Genomic DNA, 22,136 nt, shown 5'->3' on the forward strand with positions numbered 1-22,136 from the left:
AATTTGCAAATTATGCAATTTGCTTACCCCAAATACTTCGCCACAGCAGCCGCTGTCTGATATTTATCGTTCCCACTCAACAGGACTTCGTTTGGATGATTGGTCGTTGCCCCGCCCACCACGATCAGCTTTTCAGCCGCCCTAGCCTCCGCCGGCACAGAGAGATCCGGAGGCCGCACAAAGATGGCACAATTACCATGCTTTACGGCAACATCATACCCCGCCCAGAAGTCTTCCTTCGTATATAGTAGGACAGCTGTTTTTAGCACATCTCTCCCTCCCTTCAAATCCTTGAATAACCTATCCCACGGGAATCCAACCCCCGGGCAATTAGGCCTATTAACACTGTCGATACGGTAATGCCCTATGATGTGATCAGCATCAATCGGTATACCGTATTTTTGCGTTAGATCCTTGTGCAGCCAAAGCGTGGCTTGGTATTGGGCCTCCGGCATCACATCTCCTGGCTGGCCCTCATGCTCGATCCCGAGTGTGTAAGTGTTTGGGTTCGTGCCATCATACAAAGCCCAGCTTGGCTTGTTGCGAATGCCCGCGTGCCAAGCCGTGTCTCCTTCTTTGACCAGCTGCAGGATGCGGCCTGTCTTTGTTACGAGATAGTGAGCACTCGATTGCGAAGCCGGATTGCAAAGCCAATTGAGACAGCCAGGGTAACTGCCGGCGGTGACGTGGTCCACTATGGCAATGATTTTGCGTCCTCCCCTGCTACTGTAATTCGGGGATGGATGCCATTCGATTACTGGCATAATTTACTCTCTCCCTTCATTTTAATAACGCTAACGTCCCCACTCCCGCACTAATGATGGCCCCAGCGACAGTGCGCCAGAGCCATGTATTGTTTGCTTCAAGTTTGTCAATGCGATGAGTATTCGATTTTGACCGTTGCTCGGTTTCGGTTGCCTTTTCTTCGACAGAGCACACCCTCTCCCTGAGGTCGTTTTGAGCGTCCAATTTTGTTTCGACTCTCACTACGCGCTCCCGGATCTCCATAAGTACTTCTTGCTGATCTCCCACCCACATCAACTCCTTCGTTTTAGAAATAAAAATAACCGCCAGAATGACGGTTTAGGTACTTGTGACTACACATAATGGATCTACTGCTTAACATCTCTCTTATGCTTAATATAGATCCAACTTATAGGTTCTGTATCAGCATGAGCAATTAGCTTAAAGTTACAAAATCTTGACTTATAAAAATATTTCTCTTTACATGTAGTATTCCCCTCGTTTTCAGATACCTCATAAGTATACTTCATTTTTTCCCCGGCAATTGTAGTGTAGGTTATTGTTGATTTTCTTAAGAGTTGCGGTTCAAATTGAAACGCCATATCTTGAGCAAAAATAAAAACCTTTTGCTTAATAGAAATAATTGGAATCCTCTTTTGCAGAGTTACCCTTTTCTTCGAAATCTGCCCTTCGATATCTATAGAAATATTTACATTGGTTACTAAAGAAGGGCCCAGATTTTCAATTTTCAAGAAGTTTGTTCCTGAACAAAGCGCCCCTGTTTTAACACGATCATGTAATTTCACAAGGGATTCGGTTTCTACTAATCTAATGTCTTCTGTTGGTTCATAATTATAACCTTCTAGCCTAGTTCCAAGATTATCAATTTCTTCAGCAACAATAAACGATCTATGTTGGAATCTTTTGTCTCCGATATCACGAAAGTAATTATAGACGACAGTGAGCAAGAATACTGTTAGAGCTCCAACTACCCCCGATAACAACGGAGAATTCCACATCGTACGTGAATTAAGAGCCGCTTTTAAATGTTCTAATTCAAGTGATAATTGTTGAACCTGAAGGATTAAATCATTAAATTCCATACACTAAATTAGTCCTTTCTAAAATAAAAATAAAGTTACTAATTTAGTGTTCTACATGATAGATCATTATCCTTGTTTCTACACAAATCAATTATTAACATGTGCAGGGCAAAGAAAAAAGACCTCTCGGTCCCTGCTTTGCCCCAATTCTTTACTGCGGACATTACCGCTTAATTAAATCTTGCCTACCTTCGCCGATCAGGATCGCGTCAACATCATCCTGATAGCGCTGATAGAGTGTAATACTAAATACATACTCGTAGTCTTGCTTGCCATCTAGGATCTTGCCTGCGATATACATAGCCATCATTAAATTCCTCCTCCTGTTAATTGTGGAATAATGCTAAACATTAATTCCTCGATTACCGTGTCTTGCATGGCGACTTTCTTTTGCAGTATTTCAAGTTCGGTTGGTTCTGGAGGTGGTTGTGGCGGTCGTTCCGTTGGAATAATGTCAATTAGTTCTCTATTTTCGTTTAGCACAAACTCAAAATAAGGAGCGTGTTTTTTGATTTTCTCAGCTAACAATTGTCCAAGTTCTGTCGTTTCGTCCACCACGTAATTCTCGTCGTTATACCAATCGGTGTCAGGGTAAAAACTATTGGTTTCAAAACCTTTATCCTGCTTTACAATCATTGGCTTTTAACCTCCCACGACATACTTGCTACATTGATTGTAGTGGTAGTACTCAGGTGAGTATTCACAAATTTGATGATTATAGAATTATTACTATTAATGTAACATTCGAGAATTTTTACTGTCGATGATCCATTAAACCCATACCCGTAATAGGAAACATATCCGCTGTCCATTTTTGATGATGCGCAACTGTTTGCGCCAGCCCCAGTAATGGAATAGCCATCAAGGCTAGATCTATTAAAGGCAATCTCCATCCCTATATAGTTAGATCCTGATAGATAAACCCGCCCCGATTGCGCTTCCGGCATAACAGGGATTGTTACAGTATACTCTTCTAAGGGTGCCATGGATTTGCTAAAACCCGAAAGACTACCCCTTTGAAATTTCGCAGCATTGCCTAACCTATTAGCGGGGACATTGCCGCTACTATCAAGGTCCGCAATACCATTTGCAACACCTTTTTGCGAGGATGGGATTGCAGCATTAGCCTTGTCCATGGCGACTTTTACTGCACTTGGAGTAGCTGCAAGAGTCGTGCTTGTGCTTGTTGTGCTACTCGATAATTGCACATGCCCTTTAGTGGTTAATGTCGCATCTTCCGCCAAATGCGCAACAAGGTCTGTCTGCGCGGCCCGGCTCGTATCGACTGGATGAACATGATCTGCCCTGGCATATCTCTTCGATGTCCCTGCAGTTGCCGTCCCGTCCATAACGGGGCTTGTCGAGGCTGCTTGATTTACAACAAAAGCCGTTGTGGCAACTTGAGTAGTTGATGTGTCAACTGCCGCCGTAGGAGCTGTGGGGGTGCCCGTTAATGCTGGGGAGGCCAATGGTGCCCTGGTTGTATCTGCAGGATGCCTGTGATCCTCTCTGGCATACTTTTTTGATGTCCCAACGGCAGCAGACCCATCCATGTTAGGCGTAACAGTCCCCGCTTGCCCGGTAACAAACGCTGTTGTAGCAATCTGGGTCGTGCTCGTATCCGCTGCCGCAGTGGGTGCAGTCGGAGTCCCAGTGAGCGCTGGCGATGCCAACGGGGCTCGGGTGGTATCGGTCGGGTGCACATGGTCTCTCCTGGCTGCAGTGGCCGCTGATCCTGCCGACGCCGTGCCGTTGGCCACTGGATTTGTGCTATCAAAGGCTAAATGGGCATGGTCGGCACGGGCAAGGCTTGTGCTGGATCCGGCGGCATTAGCCGTCCCCAATCCCCCCGAGGGTGCCGCCGTGGGAATAGGATCACTACCTCCGGGCCGGTGAGTATCAGCATGGGAACCTATTTCTCCCGCCGCATCCATCGCCTGTTTCAGCTTTTGATCAATCACATCGACATTGTCGTTAAAATCTTGAATGTTAACAATATCTGTACCGTCCGGTTTCTTAAGTCCATAATTTGCTGTTGTCTGCATGACCATCCTCCTTACTCATAAACTTTCAACTCATTCCAGTTCATAACATTCACGCCATTCCAAGCGAGATGCTTCAGGGAGTCCCACCACGTATAGGAATATTTAAAGCTGTAAGCCAAGTGAGCCGGTTTAATCTGCTCGATCATCGCCATAAACCCGGGCATATTCGTCGGGATACCCTTGGTCCCAATAAAGCGGACCTCAAAGCGGTACTCTGACGGGTACTCAATCACATCCACCTCGCCCCCGGAAAAAGCAATGGCCGTATCCTTAATCATTTGCTTCGTGGTTGTCCCCGACCCGCGCAGTTTGGCCTTGATCTGTTCCCGCCTTCGCTCTATAGATTTCGTCGGTTCTGTCTCTAGACCCAGCTCACTTTCCCAGTAAGCTAAGCCCCATGTGGCGGTATCTACAAAGCATTGGTCCAGCAGGTCATTCATGGAAAATAAAAAAAGACCCAGCTCATTGGACGCAGTCTCCTGTAACTTTTTCATTTCCCGTACGCTCTGATAATACTCGGGTAGATATCTCATGAGGTCGGGCTTTGCATACTCAGGCTGGTCCCCGTCGTTGCCGTCAGTCCCAAAAAGGGTGGTGCCATAGATTTGGTTTCCGTATCCCATCGGCTCACACCCCCTTTAGCTGGTTCCAGGTTACCCCGGGACTCAGTTTCCCCGCGGCCAGGTCATAAGCTGTTTTTACGGCATTGGCCGTGGCTGCCTGAGTGGTTGAGGTGCTTGTCATTGTATTATTTAGTTGAGATATTCCCGCAGCACTTGTAGATGCCGCTGGCAGTCTCGCTATGGCCACCGTTCCGGCATTGATATCGCTGGCATTATGTGTGTGTCCCACCGGAGTAAAGGTGCTTGGCTTTCCCGAGACCCCAGTCCAGGGGACACTCTCCGCCACCTCCGCTACATCCACTTTGCCGTCATTATCCGTGTCATAAATGCTTTTCAGCATATCCCCGACGGTTTGGGCAGCCACCAATAGTTCATTGCCGCTTTCTGTTCCTATATAAAGCTTCTTGGTATCCGTGCAGAAGCCTAACTCCCCTACTGCCAAGGTTCCAATGCTACCCTCAAGGCCACGCCTAATCTGGATCAATACTTTTCTTGCCATCAGCCTCCCTCCTTAGAATGTTCCTCCATCCACAATGGATACCATCAACCTATTTCCATTGGCCGAGTCATAGACAAGACTGCTGGCATCAATATTGGCCTCAATGCCCGTGCTGTTGACGAGGATTCCTTTCCCAGCTTTAGCGCTAACCGAAGTCGAAGCAACGGAGATCCCGTTCCCCGCCCCTACCGTCAATGTCACTGTGTCGGCCTGCCCGCCCCCCGTTAAACCATTGCCGGCAGTAATCGTCTGCAGGGCTCCACCGGTTCTTACCCAAGCTGTCCCGTTCCAGCTGTAGATTTTTTGTTCCTCATCAACGTAGCAGGTCCACCCAATCTGAGGCGGGTAATAGGACCAGGCTCCTGATGCATATTCGGCAATTTGATCCTGTTTCCCGGACCACACACCCGTTGCGCCGCTGGGGATGATATAGCGATCTCCGGTCACTGGACTGCCCGGTGGGGCTGTAGTGGTACGATTCTTCACACTGGCTTGAGGTTCGATGTTGTGCTTAGCTAATTCAATTTCATTACCAATTTTTTGAGCACTCCATAAGTCGGTTATGGCTGTCCCCGAGTCATTGATAAGGCGGTGTTTAGCCGCATCGTCAATATGAGATTTTATTTCAGCCGCAGTTTTCGTGTTAGTACCATCTGATACTTTGTTAACCTGGCCGTTGGTTATGTCTGATTTTTTAACCTTTGCATAGGTTGTTCCATCAGACACATCATCCAAGGTTCCGGTTAAATCTGTTATCTTTTGGGCGTTAACACGCTGCCAGGCCGAAACCGTATCAAAATACAGATAGCCTGCATTGGTGCCACTGGTGACATAGTAAAGCCGCCCTAATGTCCCAGCATTGGGCCGGGCCGCTTCTGTCCCAGATAGTGCTCTGCCGACAAAAACATTGGCAGTGCCGTCCCCGATGTAAACTTCCTTAGTATCTGTGCAAAACCCCATCTCTCCTGATGACAAAGCACCTAGGGCCACTAGCTCGGGCTTGGTACCTCGGCGAATTTTAATTGTTTGTGCCGCCAATGGTTATACCTCCTCTCTAATAAATCCACCGCCGTCGATGATTCCTGTTGCTTTATATCTCTCTATCTCTGCTTGGGTTCGAATCAGACTGTCTTGTAAATTGTTAACATCCTCCGCCTCTACCATATCCCCGGGGGTCTCATAGGTAACATAGACCGTCTCTGTTTGGGCGAAGATTTTAATCGAACGTTTCCAAGGCGTCTCAGAAGGAATGGATACAATGAAGTTTGTCACTGGGATACCTGTAAACTGTGGTCCTGTGTAAACTCTGATTGTGCTGTTCGTAATGTTGTCGTGACCTAAGAAACCCTGGTACACCCCGCCATTAATAGGCAGCTCTTCTTCAACCGTGTAAACGCTGCCGTCCGACTTCTTGTTAAGTTTTTCGGTAAATTGGTCAATCTGATCCGGATAAGGCATAGTTTTACACCCCCAGTTCCACGGTCCCAAATACCGGGATTTCTTCGTCCGCCAGAGCGATATTGGCACTGCCGCCGTTGACTAGCAACGTAGTATAGTCGATGACACCTGGTGTGCTAAGGAGCAGGTTCCCAATCTTGGCATAACTGACATAGGTGTTGATAAAAGCTGTATCCTGCAGATAGCTTTCCACCTCTACCTTAAAAGCGTCCGTTACACCTTGGATAGCATAGCCGGATGCTAAAACGGCAGTCGCCGTAACACTGATCTCTTTAGCTGCTGCCGAAACGACGGTCACAGCGGCTCCAATAGGGCGTACGGTCTCAACATAGTCTGATACAGCGTCCACCAAAGTGGAGGTAGCTGGCTGCTTTTCAGCATCAACAATGACAACCTTTACCGTCCCTGACCCCTCCCAAAGTGGAAAGACCTTAGCGCCTCCCACTCCAGCCACTTCAGACGCCCACTGCCGATATTGAGCAGCATTCCCAGACGTTGCCGGCTGACGAACCCGCTGTAGATAGCGCTGCCTGAGGCTGTCGTCGGTTTCTGCATTCGTTCCCGGAATGAGAATGTCGGACAGCTCGGCCTGCACCAACCCGGGGATATAGTCAATCGGCATCAGCGTACCAAAGTATTGATTGCCGACAGTACCGGCAGTTTCGCACTCCAGAATATACTGACCCGACGCGATTTTTTCTTTGGCAGCATACCTTACCTGCTCAATGGAAAAGCGGCTGCCGATGGCCACATCCAGCGGGGTATCATTTTGCCCGTAAAACATTGCCTTCCGCTGGGCCTTCGTGGCGACTCTACGAGTAACCCCATAATCCATCGTCCTTAATTCCAGGTAATCTCCGCTTGATGTTTGAGCCGAGAATAGCCTTAGGTTGACTTCCAATTCTGCATAAGCCTGGGCCAGTTCTGCTGCAGCCGGGGATAAGGCGTCATAAATAATGCTGCCCTCACGTTTGTCCAGATCCCCAGGCACCCGGTCTAACATTCTGTCCAAGATGGACTCATACGTTTGGCCCTCATACACTTACACCCTCACCTCCTGAGTTATCTCAAAACTCCCGTATTTGCTGATAACTGTGCACTCAATGAGCAGACCATCTCCCGTGACTGTAGTCCGTATATTCTCAACGCCGGTGATTCGGTCATCCTGGGTTAACGCTTCTCTGACCATGCGGGCAGCCTCTGATTTTACAAAGACCGGATTCATTCCGACTAACTTCTCTATCTCAGAGCCGTAGTTTGTTGTGTAGATTAAGTGATGATAACGAGGCGTCCCCAGGATCTTAAAGACAGCCTGTTTGACCGCCTCAAGGCCGTCCAGTCTGCCGGCAATTCGTTCTTTAGCTGCATCCAGCTTCCATGTGAGGGATGGCTGCTCCGTTTCTTCAATCACACCGTTGTTGATGCTTCCGCCGGTCGGTATCATGTTGTCACCACCTTGTCTAAGATTACAAATTTCTGCCCGCCTTGGACCCTGAGCAGCAGGACTTTGTCCCCCACCTTAAGCCCAGGGCGGATGATCAGTTTAGTTGTCAGGGCCGTAGCTGTGGTTCTTGATGATCCATCATCAGTGTACTGATGAGAGTGTGTCAGGTCGACTTCATACCGGGTTAAACTTTCCGGCACAATTAAAAAATCCGCCGGCAGTGTAAAGCGTTGGTCGACTTTCACACTCAGCGGACTTATGGTTAGTATCTCTCCAAACATAACATTCACAGGGTTTGATGCCCCTACAGCATCTATCCCCGCAGCTTTTATTACATCCAATAAGCTTGCCATTATACCACCTTCATAATTGCTTTAAGTTCCAGGCTCATCGTATGGTCTGCACCTTCGAAATAATGCTTACATTCATCCACTAAAAAGGGCTGATTGATTTCGTACTCTTGAATCTGTATCCTTAGATAACTCCCGGCCCTTACTCGGAGATCACCGATAGCTTCGATTTTCAGCGTCCTTGATTCCCGGTTTTTCAATGTGACCAGACTATCGAGCAGCTCATTAATCTGAGCATCGTTCATGTTTTCATCCACACTTTGATAGAGCTGCAACACGCCCCACTTAGCCATATTGGCGCTGTCTTGGGCCTGATAGATTTCGCGCTTGCCGCTTTCCTTGTTGTCTTTGTAAAGCTTAATTTTATTGTAGGTGTCATCATCAATGGATATCTTGTGACTATAATCGGTCATGAGGCTGGCATCGCCAATGATGAAATCCAGCAGTAAGTCCTCAATATTCCGCACCGACAAAGCTCCAAAGTCATCGAAGAACACATAATTTTTGCCAGCATTCATCAGAGTTAAATCTAAGGCTTTGCAGATCGTATCGAAAAGCTTTTGGTCATTTTGGGACATCGTCGGAATTATATACCCCGTATCATCGATCCGCCCAAGTTTGAGCTTGAAGTCGGCGGCAATGGTTTTAATGACCTCAGAGGCTGTGACGTTTGCAAAGACATAGGTTTCATTCGCCATGAGGTACCGTAGTTGATCATAGCAAGTAATCTTAACTGCCTCGTCCCTTCCCCCTTCAATGGAAAAGACATAGCCGTAGAAGACATTGACACCATCCTCAACTTCCTGGACCCGGACAATATCTCCATTGCTGTACTTGAAGGCTGCATCTTGCCCTAAAGCGTTTTTGATTAGCGTAAACTCCAGGCTGCCGGCTTTGCCGATCCTGCTCGTTTTCCAGGTGACGTCCGAGACAATCTGAGAGATATCCCACACGTTTCCATCTTTGTTATCGATCAGTATTTTTAGCACAGTGCACCTCCTATGCCAACTTTATTACTCGGCCAACCTGCAGCCGTTTGATCTCAGCATCAGATATGCCGTTCAATGATTGTAACTCTGGCCAGCGACCTCCATTGCCTAATTGCTTCTGTGCTACAGCCCATAGAGTATCCCCGGCTGCGAGAGTATAGGTTTTAGGTGGCGGCTGCTCATTAGGCCTCGCTGGGGGCTGGGATTGGATGGCTTGAGTGGACACTGAAGCGATTGTCATTGTTTGGGCAACGACAGCCCGGCGTGCGGAGTAAGGCGTGTATCGTTTCAATTTTAAGGTATAGTCAATATCCCCGGAGCCGGCAGATTCCTTCCAGTCAAAACCTTCAATGCTGGCCAGTGTGTTAATGTCAAACGTTTCGGAGATAAAAACAAAACGGATGGGCTCTTTAGATTCCATCCACTTTAGAATGCGTTTTACATATTCGTAAGGTAGCAACAAGGGGGAAACCGTGACAAATGGGTAGCGTTGTGCCGGGAAGAAACTGCTAAACGCATACTCTGAGAGTTTGGGGTTTTTTATGACGTTGATTTCCCCTAGGGCTACAACATCATAGGTCTTGTTATTCCCGCCCTCTCCAATTTCCAGGGCGCTGGGCATGACGGGAAGCTCAATGGTTTCTGAGTATAAGCTCAGTTTGATGCCGTAGGGCATAGGTGATCACCTGCCTTTATTAATATGGCTATTCAGTATGCCTATCGCCTTACAAAAAGTGCTGCGTGACCAACCCTCTGCTGAGGCCTTTTCCAAGATGGAGGTTGCTATTTCAAGACTGTCCTGAATCTCTTGAATCGGTTTGCTTAAATCTACCGTTACGCTTACCAAGCATATTCTCCCCCTTCTTACGCCCATGCTCCTGCCGCAGATGAAGCAATATCAGTCTCCAGCATGGTTTTAATCTTTCCTACTATAGTGTCCACGCTCTGTCCGTTGTGAATATCCCCGGTTGTGACTGCTACTGTCGGCGTCAGCGTTACAAAGTTCTGGATGTTCTTCATTTCGGCTAATTCGCGCATGATCTTTAGGTCTTCGTTGGAGATATCGACTTTATCCTTGATTTTGCCGACTTCATCCACTTTGCCTATATTGGGGATGTTGCCCAAGTCGAAATCCGTCAGCGTATTTGTTCCAAGGTTTGACAGGCTGAATTTGTCCGAAACCTTGTTGCCCCAGTCATACCCGGTGTTGAAAGCGTTAGTGTAATCGAATCGACCAGGAAGGTAATTGTGGGGATCTAATCGCGGAATCTTTATTTCTACTTCACCCACTAAGTCATCAGCCATCCCCTGAAGATCGCCCCTCCATCCATTGATTGCATCCGACAGATGCTTTCCAGTCAACGTGTCAATTGCCGAAGCTATAGTCTCTAATATTCCTAAAACTGTATCCCCCAAGCCAACGAACAATCGGACAATGGAACCTACCGGGTCATTAAACACATTTCTAATAGATTCGGCGACCGTTGCGATTACATTCCAGATTGTCGCGACGACATTAATAACAATTTTAAGGATCGCTAAGACGATGTTCATAATAACCGCTCCGGCGAACATGAATGCCCCTGCAATAAGCCCTGTGGCAGAATAGCTCGTGCCGGCAAATTTATTGATGGCGGCTATTACAACATAGAAGATAGCTATTAATGCGATGATGCCAACAATTATCCATGTTATAGGACATGCAAGCAAAGCCGCATTAAGTCCGTCTTGGGCTATTATTAATGCAATTATTGCCGCAGTTTCCGCCCAAGAAGCAATGGCATGCGCTCCTTTTACTGCCAAATCTTTTAAGGTCGTAAGCCACGCAATCCCCATTACCGCATTATAGGCTATTAAAGCACCCACAACTCCCCAAATAATAGGTTCAATAATGCCCCAATTGTTTTGCACCGCATTTCCAACTAAAATCAAGCCCGAAATTAAACCGTTTATTGCACGAGCTAATATATTGATTCCAATTGTTAGATTATCTATGAACGCGGCCCCACCAGGCGAGTTGATCAAGCTATTTATCTTCTCAATGACAGGACCAAAGGCTTTGAGTGCGTTATTTCTTAACTTATTGAACATATCTGCAAACGTCATAGGCATTGTCGCAAACTTTGAATTTATATCATCCGCCGCATTGAACAAGGCACCTTTAATAATGTCTGAAGTAATCGTCCCCTCTGCAGACATCTTTTTAAGCTCACCTTTGGATTTTCCCGTGAAATCAGCGATAGCGCTTGCCAGCATGGGGGCGTTTTCCATGATGCTGCGAAACTCATCACCTTGAAGCTTTCCCGCAGCCATCGCTTGAGTGAGTTGGTACATACCGGACTGCTGTTCCATGGTGGATGAGCCACCAACCTTGAAGGATTTCTGCATAAGTTCTGTGAATCTAATAATTTCATTATTGTTGGAAAAAGCATCTCCAGCCAGGAGGCCAAGTTTTCCCACACTACTTGCCATGACGCCATAAATTCCATACGCCCTATCTGCTGTAGCAAATATCTTGTCTTGAAGCTGCACGTCCGTTTGAGAACTATCGTTAATCAGTTTAAGTCGGGCCTGCGCTGATATATAGCTATCACTAGTATTCATAGCTGCCCTTAGACCCATTAAACTAATATAAGTTGCTACAATCCCCTTAATATTAGAAAGCATCATGCTTGTATGGTGTGCACCATTTTGAGCCGACGCGTTGAATCTATCCTGTGCACTTGACGCTTGGTTGATAAGGCTTGCACTGCTCTGACTTGATTGGTTAAATCGTTGTTGTGCCCGAGTGGACTGGTCAATAGCCTGCCTTATGCCCGCTTCGGCTGCGGCTATTCTCTCTTGGGCTGCTACAAGCGTCCTGCCAACATTGGTATTTCGTTCGGTAGCACTTTGCATTTGCCGCATACTTGACACCATGAGATTCATTCCCTGCGTTATGTTTTGTAGCGGCCTAGACATTGCGTCGAACATCCTCAGTGTAGCACTGATGGTTGGCACAATTAATCCCCCCTTGCGTAGCATAAGAAAAAGCACCCCCCATTAGGAATGCTCAGTATCGTTTTCTACAAGAAATAGTTGATAAGAATTCCCCTTTTTTATTTTTGTTAACAAGCCTTTTATTTCCAGATAATTAACAAGTCTTTGTAAACGTTCACGTTCAAAATCAGGAAATTCCCTATACAAATCTTTTTGAATATATGTACCAGTAACCCTAATGATATTCAAGATTTTTTCTTTTAGTATTTCATCTTCTCGTATTTTTTCGATTCGATTAATTATGACTTCTTCTTGACTAAAACATAGACTCTGGCTATTGTGCATTTGTTCCCACATATCAATGAAATAGACTTTCCCTCCTTTGCTTGTTTTATAACAGAACTCTTTCAAGCGATTCAATTGCGCCAAGGCAAGATATAACTTTTCTATTTCTTCTGTTGGCGTTAGGTCGAAGGCGTAATTGTATGCATCGTAAAAATCAGATTCAAGTTTTTCAATTTTAGCGTGATGCTTTAGCCAAAAACCGTCAGACAACTCTTCGTCACGCTCACTAAAGTATAACCTCTTTTTTTCAGGTTTTTTTGTATCTTCATTATTCATTTCTCTTCCTGAACATTATTTCTCCTCCAATCAATGAATATTGTATCATCGAAAGGAACTTTATGCAGGATAATCGGCCCCATCACGGAGAACTATTTAGTAAGATTATTACTCATCTATTTAGGAGGGATTTTAGTGAAAATCTGCCTTAATTGTGGAGATAAATTATTGGATGCAGCCAAAAAATGTCCTACGTGCAAAACAAAAGATAAAGGATTTCCAATTGTTGACTCAAACGATAAGGATACTATTAACCGCATTATTGCCGGTGTTCCTAATCCCAAAGACCTAACAATGATCAAGCGAGATTTAGAACAAAGAAGGCAAATTGCGGCAATGGACAAAGAAGGAGTTGCCTATTGCCCCAAATGCCACTCCACATCTTTGAGCGCCAACAAAAAAGGATTTGGTATAGGAAAAGCCATCATTGGAGCTTTGGCGGCCGGTCCGATAGGTCTCGCCGCAGGGAATATCGGTGCGAAAAGAATTGAAATAACCTGCCTTAAGTGTGGCCATCAATTTATGGCTGGAGGTAAATGAGCCTAATTTTCTCTTCCTATTTCTTCTTCAACTTCGCGGCTTCTCTCTTCTCCTTTTTAACCCGGATATCGATCATGGCATAAATCATTGCTTTCTCATTTCTCGGTAGCTCCGCAAACACCCCAGGCAAAATATGAAACTCGTGGAGGGCGTAGTAAGCATAATTAGCCTCACCATCGCCCCCCTCAATCAGTTTTTTGCTTCTTCAACCAAGTCTTCCATAGTCTTGTCGTAGCCGTTGATTTCAGAAACAATACTTGAAAGCGTGGCATATTCGCCGTCTCTCATTTTGGTTTTCATTGCATTAAGCAAGTCTTCGGCACCCAGGACTCCCCAGCTTTTCTGCAATGCTTCGCTTTTAAAATTAGGGTGCACTGTAGTCTCAATAATAATCTTTGTCATAAATGCATCATGATTTGCCTCAACAACTTTTTGCCCTTTGTGAAATGTAATCTTGCGGCAACTTTTCCTGATTTCATCACCGGTTGTGGCCGAGATTGGCCTAAACTTCATTTTCTTTTCCTTTCCGCCAAGACTTACCGGCTTTTCAATAATCTCGGCATCCTCAAAATCTTCCATTAAAAAATCTTGTAAATCATTCATGCTTTATTCCTCCAATTTTTAACTAATCATTTTCAACGAAGGCAGGAACGCCAGGTCTTTAATGATCTGACACTTTGCCTTACTGCCGATACTTTTCATTTACCAACCTCTCGTTTTCGTTTATATAAGTTATCCCTAGGATTTTCTCAACAAGGTCAGCATACTCTCCCGAGACATACTTCCTTATTTCACCAACAGGATAACTATAAAATATGTCCTTATAGATATTTTGGACCCCCGTAATGTTATCAAGGGTCATTCCTGACTTTTTAATCGAATTTATTACCGCGTCTACCTCTTCCCCTAGTTTGTACTCGTCGCAGTCATCAACGTAACAATTCTTCGCTTCCTCAAGATCGCACACTATGAAATCGACATCACTTTTAATAGGTTTCCATTTTGCTAAGTTGAGCTCCGCTGTCCAGTCTTCCCCGCAGAAATTATTTAAATCATTTAATACAATACATGCACACATCTGCTTTACGGCACTTGAAGCCTTTTCGTCAGACACAGAAACCTCTTTAGGCGAATCAAATTTCATTATACTCAGATCCGAAACCACCTCATTAAAATTAACGTCAAACCATTCCCCTATCACTCTCTTGTTCTTATATTTTGCATGCAAATCGACTTCTGCCTTTTCATAATTACCTATCAAGGGAGAGATAAATGACTTTGTTATTTTTAGTCCGGATTGAGTCTCAAGCGTTCTGAGCCTTTGAGTGGGGTTTTTTGCTCTACCAATTTTAACTCTTCCCGTTTCATTTGTAATAACATACACGTGCCCATTCTCATTCATGGAATCTCATCCCTCTCTTTTAGCATTATTAAAGAGACCAGAATTATAATCTGATCTCTTTAAAAGAGAGGTTAGCGGTGTGTCTCACGACATGACATAGCCTCAAAAATGACATAATCTCGTTACCGGCTTATTTAAACTTATCCAAGATATCGGCATCTTCAAAGGTAAATGGCAGCTCCTCTTCGATAGCATCATCGCTGCTTGCATCAAAGGATGCAATGATGACACTGTCTAGGTTGCAGTTCTTTAAGACAGTCGTCTGTTTCCCTATGCTTGAGGTCGTATCCTCATTGGTAATCTGCAGGTCGAAATAAAAATCCTTGCCGGTCTTGATATACTTCAGCATTAAGGACCTGAACAAGCTTGTAACGTAATAAACCGTCAACGTCCCACTGCCTGACCAACCCGTAGATTTCTTGGCAACATTCATTCTCCCCAGAATGGGGACATCGGTTTTGGTCTTTTCAATCGTAGCTTCAATGGACTTAGCGTAGAACAACTCTTCTACTTGACCATTGATCGTCGCAAAGGCCCGGGCTTGCTTCCCTGTGATGACATCTTCCGATTTCATAAAGGCCATGTTAACTTACCCCCTGTTCATAATAAAGAGGCGGATTACGCAACCCACCTCTTTCAAGTATCTCATTAATGTTAAGCCCCCTATGATATTGAGCTCGTACTTTTTGAGGAGAAAGTCCAAATTCATCGGTAAGCTCAATCAATAAACGTTCCTCGTTCCTAAATTCAACCTTAATATTATTCCTTTTGTTCCTTGATTGTTGAAATCGAGTAGCAAAAAGGCAATTGTCAGGAAAGTATCCTTTGTTATTGTCTGCCCTTTCAATAGTAAGCCCATCATGATACCCATTTTGAAGAGCCCACATCTTGAAAGATTGATAACTGTCTCTCCACTCTTTACAAATAGTAATTCCTCGCCCCCCGTAATATGGGTAATCAGGGCGATTTTTATTATAGCACCTAGATCTCATATTCCCCCACGTATTGTACAGCTTTGACCCTACATCTCCATGCTTTGTGCTCCTGTCAAGCAATATGTCCATCTTATAGCATCCACAGGACTTGGTGTGCCCACTCAATAAATGCCAATGTTCAACTTCAACTATTGCTCCGCATTCACACTGACATTTCCAAAAATGAGAATACCTTTCTCCTTTGTTTTGTTTTTGCCTCTTTCCATAACCAATAACATAGAGTCTTTCGAAGAGCATATCGGTCAAATCTCGTTTCGGTTTTAAGCTTGGCACGAGTCATCACCTCACTTTTACCAAGAGGTATATACGCTCTACGCTATCCACTGGTTGCGTGTAGGCCTCAATAAGAACAGCGTCCGCTTCGTTACCCGCAATGACAGTCAGGTCAGTCTGTGAGTCAAAGTTCTGGATGGCATTAATCCCCTGCAGAGTTTCCATATAGTTCACACATTCATTCTTGAGCAGGTTCCTGCCGTCATCATTGTTATTGACTTTCCCGACGTAAAACTCAGAAAAGATACTTACCAGATCATTGTTGATACCGTCTAAAACCCTGATCACGCGGTTCTTGTGGAAAGCTTTACCCTTGTCCACTGTGAAGCTGGTCAGGGTATTAATATCCTGTTCGACTAGCGCCCGGTTGTCGCTGGCCGTGAACAAAAACTCCCCGGCTTTTAACGCTGCAATGATCTGGGTATTCGTGTACCTGGGAGCCACATCTACGGCATCGTCATAGGCTTGGTAGGTTAACGACTCGTTGACCTCAGCTCCCGCTGTGGCACCGGCTACCCAGGCCGTTGCCTGTGCTGCCGTAAGGGTTGTCCCGTTGGAGAGGACCACGCCATTTTTGACGCTGATCACACCCTCATAGTCGGCTATTGGATAATTCTCCAGGACCACCTGAATTTTCTTGCCCTCATCATCTCGGAGCCGTTTGCAGAAAGCTGTGAAGGTTGCTTTCAGTGTGTTATCTGTCGAAGGCAAGGCCAGAGTATTAAAGTCAAAAATCTCGACTGCTGCCAGATAATCGATATAAGCCTGATTGGTAACCGTACCGTCTGCTCCGCCGGTAAGAGGTGCGCCAGCTGTTTCAGCTAAAGCACCGGTGCCGCTGAATATTACCCAGTCATTTGCAATAAGCCCAGCAATATTAGCTACAGTTTGCATATCCTGCTCAACCCCATCTACTAGGGTGGATACATCAAACTTGGTTTCATCGTCGATATTTTCCTGAATGATTACAGAGATGCTGTTCCCGCGAACCCCGCCCCATTTAGCGGTGACCGAGAGATTGCCAGCTGTAGCCGTTGCCTTCGTCCCGGCGTTAAGCCTATACAGGAGGAGTTTTTGAGCTCGTTTCAGGGCTTCGTTAACCAAGAGCAATCTAGGATCTGTAATGCTGTAACCCAGCTTAGTCAACGTGTCTTCGCCGGCTTCAATCGTAATAATCTTACTGGGTTCGCCCCAGCTCAGCGCTAATGGGATCGAGGCTATGCCACGCTCCCCCAGGCTTCCTAGTGCCTGGGGCTCTGACTTGAAATTGATGTAAACTCCCGGCCTCACTTTATTCTGCGTTGTGAACGTGCCTGCTGCCATTTTTATCTAGCCTCCTTCTTCAGAAAATTGTCTAATAACTCAAGGACTTCTTCCTGGGTGTATCGTTGCCCATCCTCCAAGAGTGCATTTAAAACATCCTTTTGAGGATACTTTTTAGACTTCAGTATCTGCTGTTTCGTGTAGGCCTTAGCAACCTGCACTTCTTTTTTGGTGTTAACCATGTACATATCCCTCCTGTTCCATGGTTTGCATGAGCGGGTCGGGCACCGCCTCTTTCGAAACATGGAAATTATAATTAACAAAAAAATGCAGCACCCCGTCAACAACCTCATGGCGCATTCCTGTGCCCCGGATAAGGCCGTCATCTAAACTGATCAGCTCCATCTTGTCATAGAGCTGCTCTGCCATGTCATGCAGCTCCTCATTGCTCCCAGCAAAGTAATGAATATCAAACGAGTGACTGCGCTGATACCGCCGGCCAAGGAGCTGATCCTGTGATACCGGAAAAAGCTTCACAAAAAAACAAGGCTTTTTAAAACCCTGCTTAATCTCTTCGCCGTATGTTTTTGTGCCCGGAAAGTGCTGGTCCAACACTGAAATAATGCTGTTTCGAATCAGGTTCACTGTAATTATGCCCACGTCATCATCTCCTTGGCGGACGCCCATTCATTATTTGCTCTAGGAGCTGGATTTGCTTGCGTTCGAGGTATTTGGGCAGATCCCTTTCGATTTCTTGCATAGAGATCGTCATCATAAATTTACCGCTGACCCAGCCAATTTTCCTATTCCCTACATACATACCCAAAGAGCCATACCTCTCCTTATAAGCTACCTTTGCCTCTTTGGTCAAGTGTATCACTGATCGGTCATAGATGAATTTATTGCCTTCCCAATGCCCCGGTACCCAATGGGAGCGGAAGCCGTATTCAACGAATGAAGCATACTCTAGATTATTAAAAATCTCTATGACATAAGCGTCACCTGTTCGAGTAACATTCCCAACCTGCCATTTTCGGCGGAGGTCACCGTGGTCTGCCAGCATCCGCATCTTAATCTTTCGTAGAGAGCGCATAGCCATTTCCGATAGGAACTCCCTGATAAACCGTTCCATTACGCGCTCGTCTAGGGCTTTTTGGAATGACTGAGCCAACCTTTCGAATTCCTCGAAGCGAAAACTTCCCCAGCGGGCCATTAGGCTTTATCCTCCCTTTGCAGGCTGATTTCCTGATGGGAGCCATAAACAAAGGGTTCTCCCGTCGTAAATTTCAGCGTCCTGCCACAATGAGTGACTACCAGCGTGTCCCCCTGTTTAATCTCTAACTCAGGTGCAATAAAAAGCTTCGTCTCGTAGAGGATATTGTTTGTAGATTCTGTTTGCTGATTACTGGCCAGCGACTTCTGAGATAGCTTACATTTTTGATCGATATGAACTGACTGCAGCTCCTGCCGGGTCTCCCCGGATGGCTTCTTTACGTCGATCATGCGGCTAACTGTGCAGGTGTCTTCATACAGCTTTTCTATGGCTCTACGGTGGCGTTTGTAGTTAATCATGCCTACCACCTAAGCTTTCGGTATCGGTTCAAATCGATTTTGTAATTCAAAACGACTTGATCAATTGAGGACTTCGAAGTATTAGACACCCCGTCTCCTCTTCCGGGGCTTACCTGTGTATCTCCAATTTTCACGGCTTCAGAGCCGCCGACCGTATCGGAGATTTCATCCACATGGGGAAGGTCAATCCGGACAGCGTCAATAGTCATCGATACCCAGGTGAATTTTAAAGAGTTCGGGATATCTAAAAGGTTGCAATAATGCAAAATTCGCCATCCGAGTTCTTCAATGTAATCTTTTATTAAGCTATCCATATCCTCAGTTTTCAACTCCAGGCGATTTTTTACCTTTGTTAGGATAGTTTCTTGGTTGCTTGGATCGCTTGGGTGCATTATCTTTCCTCATCTCCCCTTCTTGCCCGCTTGCTTTTTTATTTCCTGGGGAGCCCGGCTCGTTCTGATCTTTATGCCCTTCCAGATCGGCTTCTTTTTTCTTTTCTTCCGCCAACCTGCGGGCACGGATAAATGCAGTGGCACTCATTTTACTCCTCCAGCGTGGCGATCCTGGCTGCAAATTCAGCCAGGATCGATTGAACGTCTGTTCCTGTAACTCCGGGAATTTCAGATACAGTAACAGCAGAGGCGGAAATAGATCCGCCCTCGCCGCTTTCCAACTTTTCCAGGCATTTAATCACTCCATGGATTTTTCCCACTGGCGTTGTTCTGGATTTAACACTGCTTAAATCTGGCATTTTGCAGCCCCCCTTACGCTATCTTATGGACAAACTGAACTATACGGATATTCTTATTCTCATATACTCTCTCCCAATTATCCGGGGTTTCCAACTCTGCGTTAGTGGGGGATACCCCTGTCACTGAATCCTCCGTCCATTTTACGCCCCGTGGGTGCAGGATAAAATGCTGCCGGTTGACAAGAATATCGTCGCCCTGCAGGCTGTCGCGATCCGTTTCCGTGGGTACTGGTGCAGCCCCATTGCCAAAACCGATCGCCCCTGGTCCAAACAGGTAAGTAGTGTAGACACCGGCTGCATTGGGGTGTCCATCGTCCACGAGAACCCGCTTGCCCAGGTAAGCGGCAAAAGCAGCGCCGGTCACAGGGTCTTTCTGCCATTCAATCAACTGGTCCTTCAGCAGTTTGCTGTAAACGGCGCTGTGCATAGAGAAGGCTGTAAGCTTGTCGGCGGCGTCTCCAAGCTTCTGTTGGGCGTCAACGGTCGTGGTTGCGCTAATGACGGCAGCAGAGCCGGCAGCTCCGGAAATGTCATGCTTGTTGCCGGCCATACTAGGCGTTGCAAATACACCTTTCAATGTACTGAACAGCATTTTCTGGCGATCCCTGTTCCACCATGCCGCCACAAGATCAGCAATAGCCCGAAGGGGATCGTCCCCAGACAGAGCTTTGGCAAGGTCGTTGGCCCCCCACGCTTTGCCCCTGGTATGCAATCGAGACATATCTTTGGCAGCGACAATGTGATTTACCGATAAAGGGGTTGTATCGCTAAGGATTTCAGAGTCACCTGTTAGGTCGTTCCAGAACGGCATATTAAGGATGGTTCCTCCGGTTGCCGCAAGTTCGTCCAATTGCGAATCCGGAACAACAATCCCAGATTGCACCAAGGCCGAAAGTTCTGCTGTGCGTTGAATTAAATAAGGGTTAAATACTTCGGGGACGATCACGTCCGCTATACGTGTTGCTGGCATGTTAACATCACCTCATAAGTTATTTTTATTGTTTAGCTATAGCCTGGAGTTGCTTTGCTAGATCGGGATTATCCCGCAGGAGTCGGCCTTGCTCCGTCAAATTAAAGGTTTCCTTCTTCCATGGATTGACCTGACCATCTCCGCTTTTATGCCTCTTACTTTCATGAGGTTGAGCCCCTTTGAATTGGGGGTCTGCCGGATCCTTCTTCTCGACAAACAAAAAAGCCTTGCTTTCCCGCAGGGCTTTGAGTTGATCGTCTAATCCTGATTTAATAGTCCCATCCTCATTAACATCAATTTTGGTTTTATCAAGAAGTGTGGAAATCAAATCCGGGTCGTGAGCATCACCGGCCACAGAAAGCTTAATTGCCGTCGAGATGGACATATCCCGCAGCTTCGCCTGGTACTCTTCCTCCTTTTTCTTATTGTCTTTTTGAAGCTGCTCAATTTGACCTTTAAGGGTTTCGTTGTCTCCGGCAGACTTCTTTAGATCGGCCAGCTGCCCATCCCGTTCCTTCAACGCTTCTTCGGATTTCTTTTTTGCCTCGTTGACCTCGTCAAAACGAACCTTGGGAATATATCCTTTGAGCTCTTCCTGAGATGCCTGAGCGGCTTTCTCTGCTTGCTCTTCGCTCAACCCTAAAGCGACAAATTGTTCTTTAGTCATTTTATATCCGTCCTCTCATCTTCACTTTTAACCCGGTCGTGTCCGGTGATGACTTTGTAGTTAACGCCCAAAATTCCAAAATGGCGGCATAATAAAAGACACCTCGTCACAGGTGCCAAATCTGGTATAATTTTCTTATCAGCACTTACTCGCTGAATATCTAGGAAAGGAGAACTTTCATATGGGCAAAAATCAATGGGTGTCGCCCAGAGGTAATGGAAAATGGGGCGTTCATGGCGAAGGTAACGAGCGCGATACTAAACAATTTGAAAACAAAAAGATGCCATTGACTATGGCAAAGCCATTGCCAAGAATCAGGGCTCAGAATTAATTATTCAAGGCGGAAACGGTAGAATTCAGTCAAAAGACAGCTACGGCAAGGACCCCAATCCTCCCAAAGATACCGAGCACTAATCGTATGTTGGCGTCATTCTTACCCTAAAGCCATCGCTTACATCTACATCCTCATTTGTGATTGCGGCAATGGTTTTAGGGTTTTCTTCATCGGTTTCAATTACAATTTTTGTGAACTGATTTGATAGAACTCTAAAATCCTCCATATTTGCTCCCTCCTCTCCTGAAATAAAAATACCACCTATCGAAACCGATAGATGGCTTTAACCGTTTTCAATTAATCGCATGGCCTTAGCTCCAGAAATTTCATCCGCTCTAAATACCATGTCCGAGCTTCCAATGCCGTCTCCGTCATATCCCATGACCCTATCCATCAACAGATTATCATTGTCCACGATCCAGCCTTTTTCTTTGTCATGTAGATACGGCACAAAGTCCTCTATCTTGCCAACCTGATTCAGGTCAGTCAAATAATAATAAGTTGTGTCCATTAT

35 protein-coding genes and 1 pseudogene are annotated in these 22,136 nt (G+C 45.8%); 2 read left to right on the forward strand and 34 right to left on the reverse strand.

Translation table 11 applies throughout. The annotated features are described in order from the left end of the window. Positions 1-23 precede the first annotated feature (23 nt). The 18 genes from DESYODRAFT_RS25130 to DESYODRAFT_RS25205 all read right to left on the reverse strand — a co-directional run bounded on the left by DESYODRAFT_RS25130 (position 24) and on the right by DESYODRAFT_RS25205 (position 12,855). On the reverse strand, positions 24-764 hold the full coding sequence (locus DESYODRAFT_RS25130) for an N-acetylmuramoyl-L-alanine amidase (RefSeq protein WP_007787372.1): 741 nt from the start codon (positions 762-764) through the stop codon (positions 24-26). Positions 765-780: 16 nt separating this feature from the next. Then, positions 781-1,032, reverse strand: a complete 252-nt coding sequence (locus DESYODRAFT_RS25135; protein WP_007787375.1) for a hemolysin XhlA family protein — start codon at positions 1,030-1,032, stop codon at positions 781-783. A gap of 80 nt (positions 1,033-1,112) precedes the next feature. Beyond that, a complete protein-coding gene (locus DESYODRAFT_RS25140; protein ID WP_007787378.1) occupies positions 1,113-1,847 on the reverse strand; it encodes a hypothetical protein in 735 nt (244 codons plus the stop codon). A gap of 163 nt (positions 1,848-2,010) precedes the next feature. Further along, positions 2,011-2,157 (reverse strand): hypothetical protein, encoded by a 147-nt coding sequence (locus DESYODRAFT_RS28525; protein WP_007787379.1) that lies wholly within the window; start codon positions 2,155-2,157, stop codon positions 2,011-2,013. Further along, positions 2,157-2,483, reverse strand: coding sequence for a hypothetical protein (locus tag DESYODRAFT_RS25145; RefSeq protein ID WP_007787380.1), 327 nt, complete (start codon positions 2,481-2,483; stop codon positions 2,157-2,159). Before DESYODRAFT_RS25145 ends, DESYODRAFT_RS28525 begins: the two co-directional genes overlap by 1 nt. Next, positions 2,480-3,892 (reverse strand): tail fiber protein, encoded by a 1,413-nt coding sequence (locus DESYODRAFT_RS27720; protein WP_007787381.1) that lies wholly within the window; start codon positions 3,890-3,892, stop codon positions 2,480-2,482. The genes DESYODRAFT_RS25145 and DESYODRAFT_RS27720 overlap by 4 nt, the downstream gene beginning before the upstream one ends. A gap of 11 nt (positions 3,893-3,903) precedes the next feature. Continuing rightward, entirely contained in the window at positions 3,904-4,515 is a 612-nt protein-coding gene (locus DESYODRAFT_RS25155; protein WP_007787382.1) for a YmfQ family protein, read from the reverse strand. Between the two features lie 4 nt (positions 4,516-4,519). Next, positions 4,520-5,014, reverse strand: coding sequence for a tail fiber protein (locus DESYODRAFT_RS25160; RefSeq protein WP_007787383.1), 495 nt, complete (start codon positions 5,012-5,014; stop codon positions 4,520-4,522). Positions 5,015-5,026: 12 nt separating this feature from the next. After that, the gene (locus DESYODRAFT_RS25165) at positions 5,027-6,052 is read right to left on the reverse strand and encodes a DUF2793 domain-containing protein (protein ID WP_007787384.1); all 1,026 of its coding nucleotides are present in this window, start codon (positions 6,050-6,052) and stop codon (positions 5,027-5,029) included. A 3-nt stretch (positions 6,053-6,055) separates the two neighbouring features. After that, entirely contained in the window at positions 6,056-6,472 is a 417-nt protein-coding gene (locus DESYODRAFT_RS25170) for a hypothetical protein (protein WP_007787385.1), read from the reverse strand. A 4-nt stretch (positions 6,473-6,476) separates the two neighbouring features. Next, a complete protein-coding gene (locus DESYODRAFT_RS25175) occupies positions 6,477-7,514 on the reverse strand; it encodes a baseplate J/gp47 family protein (RefSeq protein WP_007787386.1) in 1,038 nt (345 codons plus the stop codon). Further along, entirely contained in the window at positions 7,515-7,916 is a 402-nt protein-coding gene (locus tag DESYODRAFT_RS25180; protein WP_007787387.1) for a DUF2634 domain-containing protein, read from the reverse strand. Further along, the gene (locus DESYODRAFT_RS25185; RefSeq protein WP_007787388.1) at positions 7,913-8,269 is read right to left on the reverse strand and encodes a DUF2577 domain-containing protein; all 357 of its coding nucleotides are present in this window, start codon (positions 8,267-8,269) and stop codon (positions 7,913-7,915) included. The genes DESYODRAFT_RS25180 and DESYODRAFT_RS25185 overlap by 4 nt, the downstream gene beginning before the upstream one ends. Continuing rightward, entirely contained in the window at positions 8,269-9,255 is a 987-nt protein-coding gene (locus tag DESYODRAFT_RS25190; RefSeq protein WP_007787389.1) for an XkdQ/YqbQ family protein, read from the reverse strand. The genes DESYODRAFT_RS25185 and DESYODRAFT_RS25190 overlap by 1 nt, the downstream gene beginning before the upstream one ends. A gap of 10 nt (positions 9,256-9,265) precedes the next feature. Next, positions 9,266-9,931, reverse strand: a complete 666-nt coding sequence (locus tag DESYODRAFT_RS25195; protein ID WP_007787390.1) for a LysM peptidoglycan-binding domain-containing protein — start codon at positions 9,929-9,931, stop codon at positions 9,266-9,268. Positions 9,932-9,937: 6 nt separating this feature from the next. Beyond that, entirely contained in the window at positions 9,938-10,102 is a 165-nt protein-coding gene (locus DESYODRAFT_RS28530; RefSeq protein WP_157137250.1) for a hypothetical protein, read from the reverse strand. Between the two features lie 17 nt (positions 10,103-10,119). Beyond that, complete coding sequence (locus DESYODRAFT_RS25200) at positions 10,120-12,216, reverse strand: tape measure protein (RefSeq protein WP_242833515.1); 2,097 nt, start codon at positions 12,214-12,216, stop codon at positions 10,120-10,122. 81 nt (positions 12,217-12,297) lie between these two features. Next, the gene (locus tag DESYODRAFT_RS25205; RefSeq protein WP_007787393.1) at positions 12,298-12,855 is read right to left on the reverse strand and encodes a hypothetical protein; all 558 of its coding nucleotides are present in this window, start codon (positions 12,853-12,855) and stop codon (positions 12,298-12,300) included. Positions 12,856-12,990: 135 nt separating this feature from the next. Between DESYODRAFT_RS25205 and DESYODRAFT_RS25210 the strand changes: the two genes are divergently transcribed. Beyond that, a complete protein-coding gene (locus DESYODRAFT_RS25210) occupies positions 12,991-13,395 on the forward strand; it encodes a hypothetical protein (RefSeq protein WP_007787394.1) in 405 nt (134 codons plus the stop codon). 189 nt (positions 13,396-13,584) lie between these two features. Here the strand turns inward: DESYODRAFT_RS25210 and DESYODRAFT_RS25215 are convergent, their stop codons facing one another. From DESYODRAFT_RS25215 to DESYODRAFT_RS25275, 14 genes are all read right to left on the reverse strand, one after another. Beyond that, positions 13,585-13,998 carry a phage tail assembly chaperone gene (locus DESYODRAFT_RS25215; protein ID WP_007787396.1) on the reverse strand — a complete coding sequence of 138 codons (414 nt, stop codon included), beginning with the start codon at positions 13,996-13,998 and terminating at the stop codon, positions 13,585-13,587. A gap of 79 nt (positions 13,999-14,077) precedes the next feature. Beyond that, positions 14,078-14,797 carry a GIY-YIG nuclease family protein gene (locus DESYODRAFT_RS25220; protein WP_007787398.1) on the reverse strand — a complete coding sequence of 240 codons (720 nt, stop codon included), beginning with the start codon at positions 14,795-14,797 and terminating at the stop codon, positions 14,078-14,080. A 130-nt stretch (positions 14,798-14,927) separates the two neighbouring features. Next, positions 14,928-15,380: a phage tail tube protein gene (locus tag DESYODRAFT_RS25225; RefSeq protein WP_007780470.1), complete on the reverse strand. Its 453-nt coding sequence runs from the start codon at positions 15,378-15,380 to the stop codon at positions 14,928-14,930. 1 nt (position 15,381) lies between these two features. Beyond that, the gene (locus tag DESYODRAFT_RS25230; RefSeq protein ID WP_007780465.1) at positions 15,382-16,065 is read right to left on the reverse strand and encodes a hypothetical protein; all 684 of its coding nucleotides are present in this window, start codon (positions 16,063-16,065) and stop codon (positions 15,382-15,384) included. Positions 16,066-16,071: 6 nt separating this feature from the next. Beyond that, the gene (locus DESYODRAFT_RS25235) at positions 16,072-17,388 is read right to left on the reverse strand and encodes a phage tail sheath family protein (protein ID WP_007787399.1); all 1,317 of its coding nucleotides are present in this window, start codon (positions 17,386-17,388) and stop codon (positions 16,072-16,074) included. 2 nt (positions 17,389-17,390) lie between these two features. After that, a complete protein-coding gene (locus DESYODRAFT_RS25240) occupies positions 17,391-17,570 on the reverse strand; it encodes a hypothetical protein (RefSeq protein WP_007787400.1) in 180 nt (59 codons plus the stop codon). Further along, positions 17,563-17,988 carry a phage tail terminator family protein gene (locus DESYODRAFT_RS25245; RefSeq protein WP_007787402.1) on the reverse strand — a complete coding sequence of 142 codons (426 nt, stop codon included), beginning with the start codon at positions 17,986-17,988 and terminating at the stop codon, positions 17,563-17,565. The genes DESYODRAFT_RS25240 and DESYODRAFT_RS25245 overlap by 8 nt, the downstream gene beginning before the upstream one ends. A gap of 4 nt (positions 17,989-17,992) precedes the next feature. Further along, on the reverse strand, positions 17,993-18,541 hold the full coding sequence (locus tag DESYODRAFT_RS25250) for an HK97 gp10 family phage protein (RefSeq protein WP_007787403.1): 549 nt from the start codon (positions 18,539-18,541) through the stop codon (positions 17,993-17,995). Continuing rightward, positions 18,541-18,900 carry a hypothetical protein gene (locus DESYODRAFT_RS25255; RefSeq protein ID WP_007787405.1) on the reverse strand — a complete coding sequence of 120 codons (360 nt, stop codon included), beginning with the start codon at positions 18,898-18,900 and terminating at the stop codon, positions 18,541-18,543. Before DESYODRAFT_RS25255 ends, DESYODRAFT_RS25250 begins: the two co-directional genes overlap by 1 nt. 2 nt (positions 18,901-18,902) lie before the next feature. Beyond that, on the reverse strand, positions 18,903-19,214 hold the full coding sequence (locus DESYODRAFT_RS25260) for a DNA-packaging protein (protein ID WP_242833517.1): 312 nt from the start codon (positions 19,212-19,214) through the stop codon (positions 18,903-18,905). Between the two features lie 4 nt (positions 19,215-19,218). Next, entirely contained in the window at positions 19,219-19,440 is a 222-nt protein-coding gene (locus tag DESYODRAFT_RS28860) for a hypothetical protein (protein WP_169315937.1), read from the reverse strand. A 1-nt stretch (position 19,441) separates the two neighbouring features. Next, positions 19,442-19,651 (reverse strand): hypothetical protein, encoded by a 210-nt coding sequence (locus tag DESYODRAFT_RS25265; protein WP_007787408.1) that lies wholly within the window; start codon positions 19,649-19,651, stop codon positions 19,442-19,444. Between the two features lie 13 nt (positions 19,652-19,664). Continuing rightward, positions 19,665-20,621, reverse strand: coding sequence for a major capsid protein (locus DESYODRAFT_RS25270; protein WP_007780449.1), 957 nt, complete (start codon positions 20,619-20,621; stop codon positions 19,665-19,667). A 25-nt stretch (positions 20,622-20,646) separates the two neighbouring features. Continuing rightward, on the reverse strand, positions 20,647-21,288 hold the full coding sequence (locus tag DESYODRAFT_RS25275; RefSeq protein WP_007787410.1) for a phage scaffolding protein: 642 nt from the start codon (positions 21,286-21,288) through the stop codon (positions 20,647-20,649). A 181-nt stretch (positions 21,289-21,469) separates the two neighbouring features. Here DESYODRAFT_RS25275 and DESYODRAFT_RS25280 point away from each other — a divergent pair. Then, positions 21,470-21,702: pseudogene (locus tag DESYODRAFT_RS25280) on the forward strand (DUF2188 domain-containing protein). Here DESYODRAFT_RS25280 and DESYODRAFT_RS28865 read toward each other — a convergent pair. Beyond that, positions 21,699-21,848 carry a hypothetical protein gene (locus tag DESYODRAFT_RS28865; RefSeq protein WP_007780443.1) on the reverse strand — a complete coding sequence of 50 codons (150 nt, stop codon included), beginning with the start codon at positions 21,846-21,848 and terminating at the stop codon, positions 21,699-21,701. The pseudogene DESYODRAFT_RS25280 and the gene DESYODRAFT_RS28865 sit on opposite strands and share 4 nt — an antisense overlap. A 57-nt stretch (positions 21,849-21,905) precedes the next feature. Continuing rightward, entirely contained in the window at positions 21,906-22,133 is a 228-nt protein-coding gene (locus DESYODRAFT_RS25285) for a hypothetical protein (RefSeq protein WP_007780440.1), read from the reverse strand. Positions 22,134-22,136 lie beyond the last annotated feature (3 nt).

This window comes from Desulfosporosinus youngiae DSM 17734 (assembly GCF_000244895.1).
Taxonomy (GTDB): domain Bacteria; phylum Bacillota; class Desulfitobacteriia; order Desulfitobacteriales; family Desulfitobacteriaceae; genus Desulfosporosinus; species Desulfosporosinus youngiae.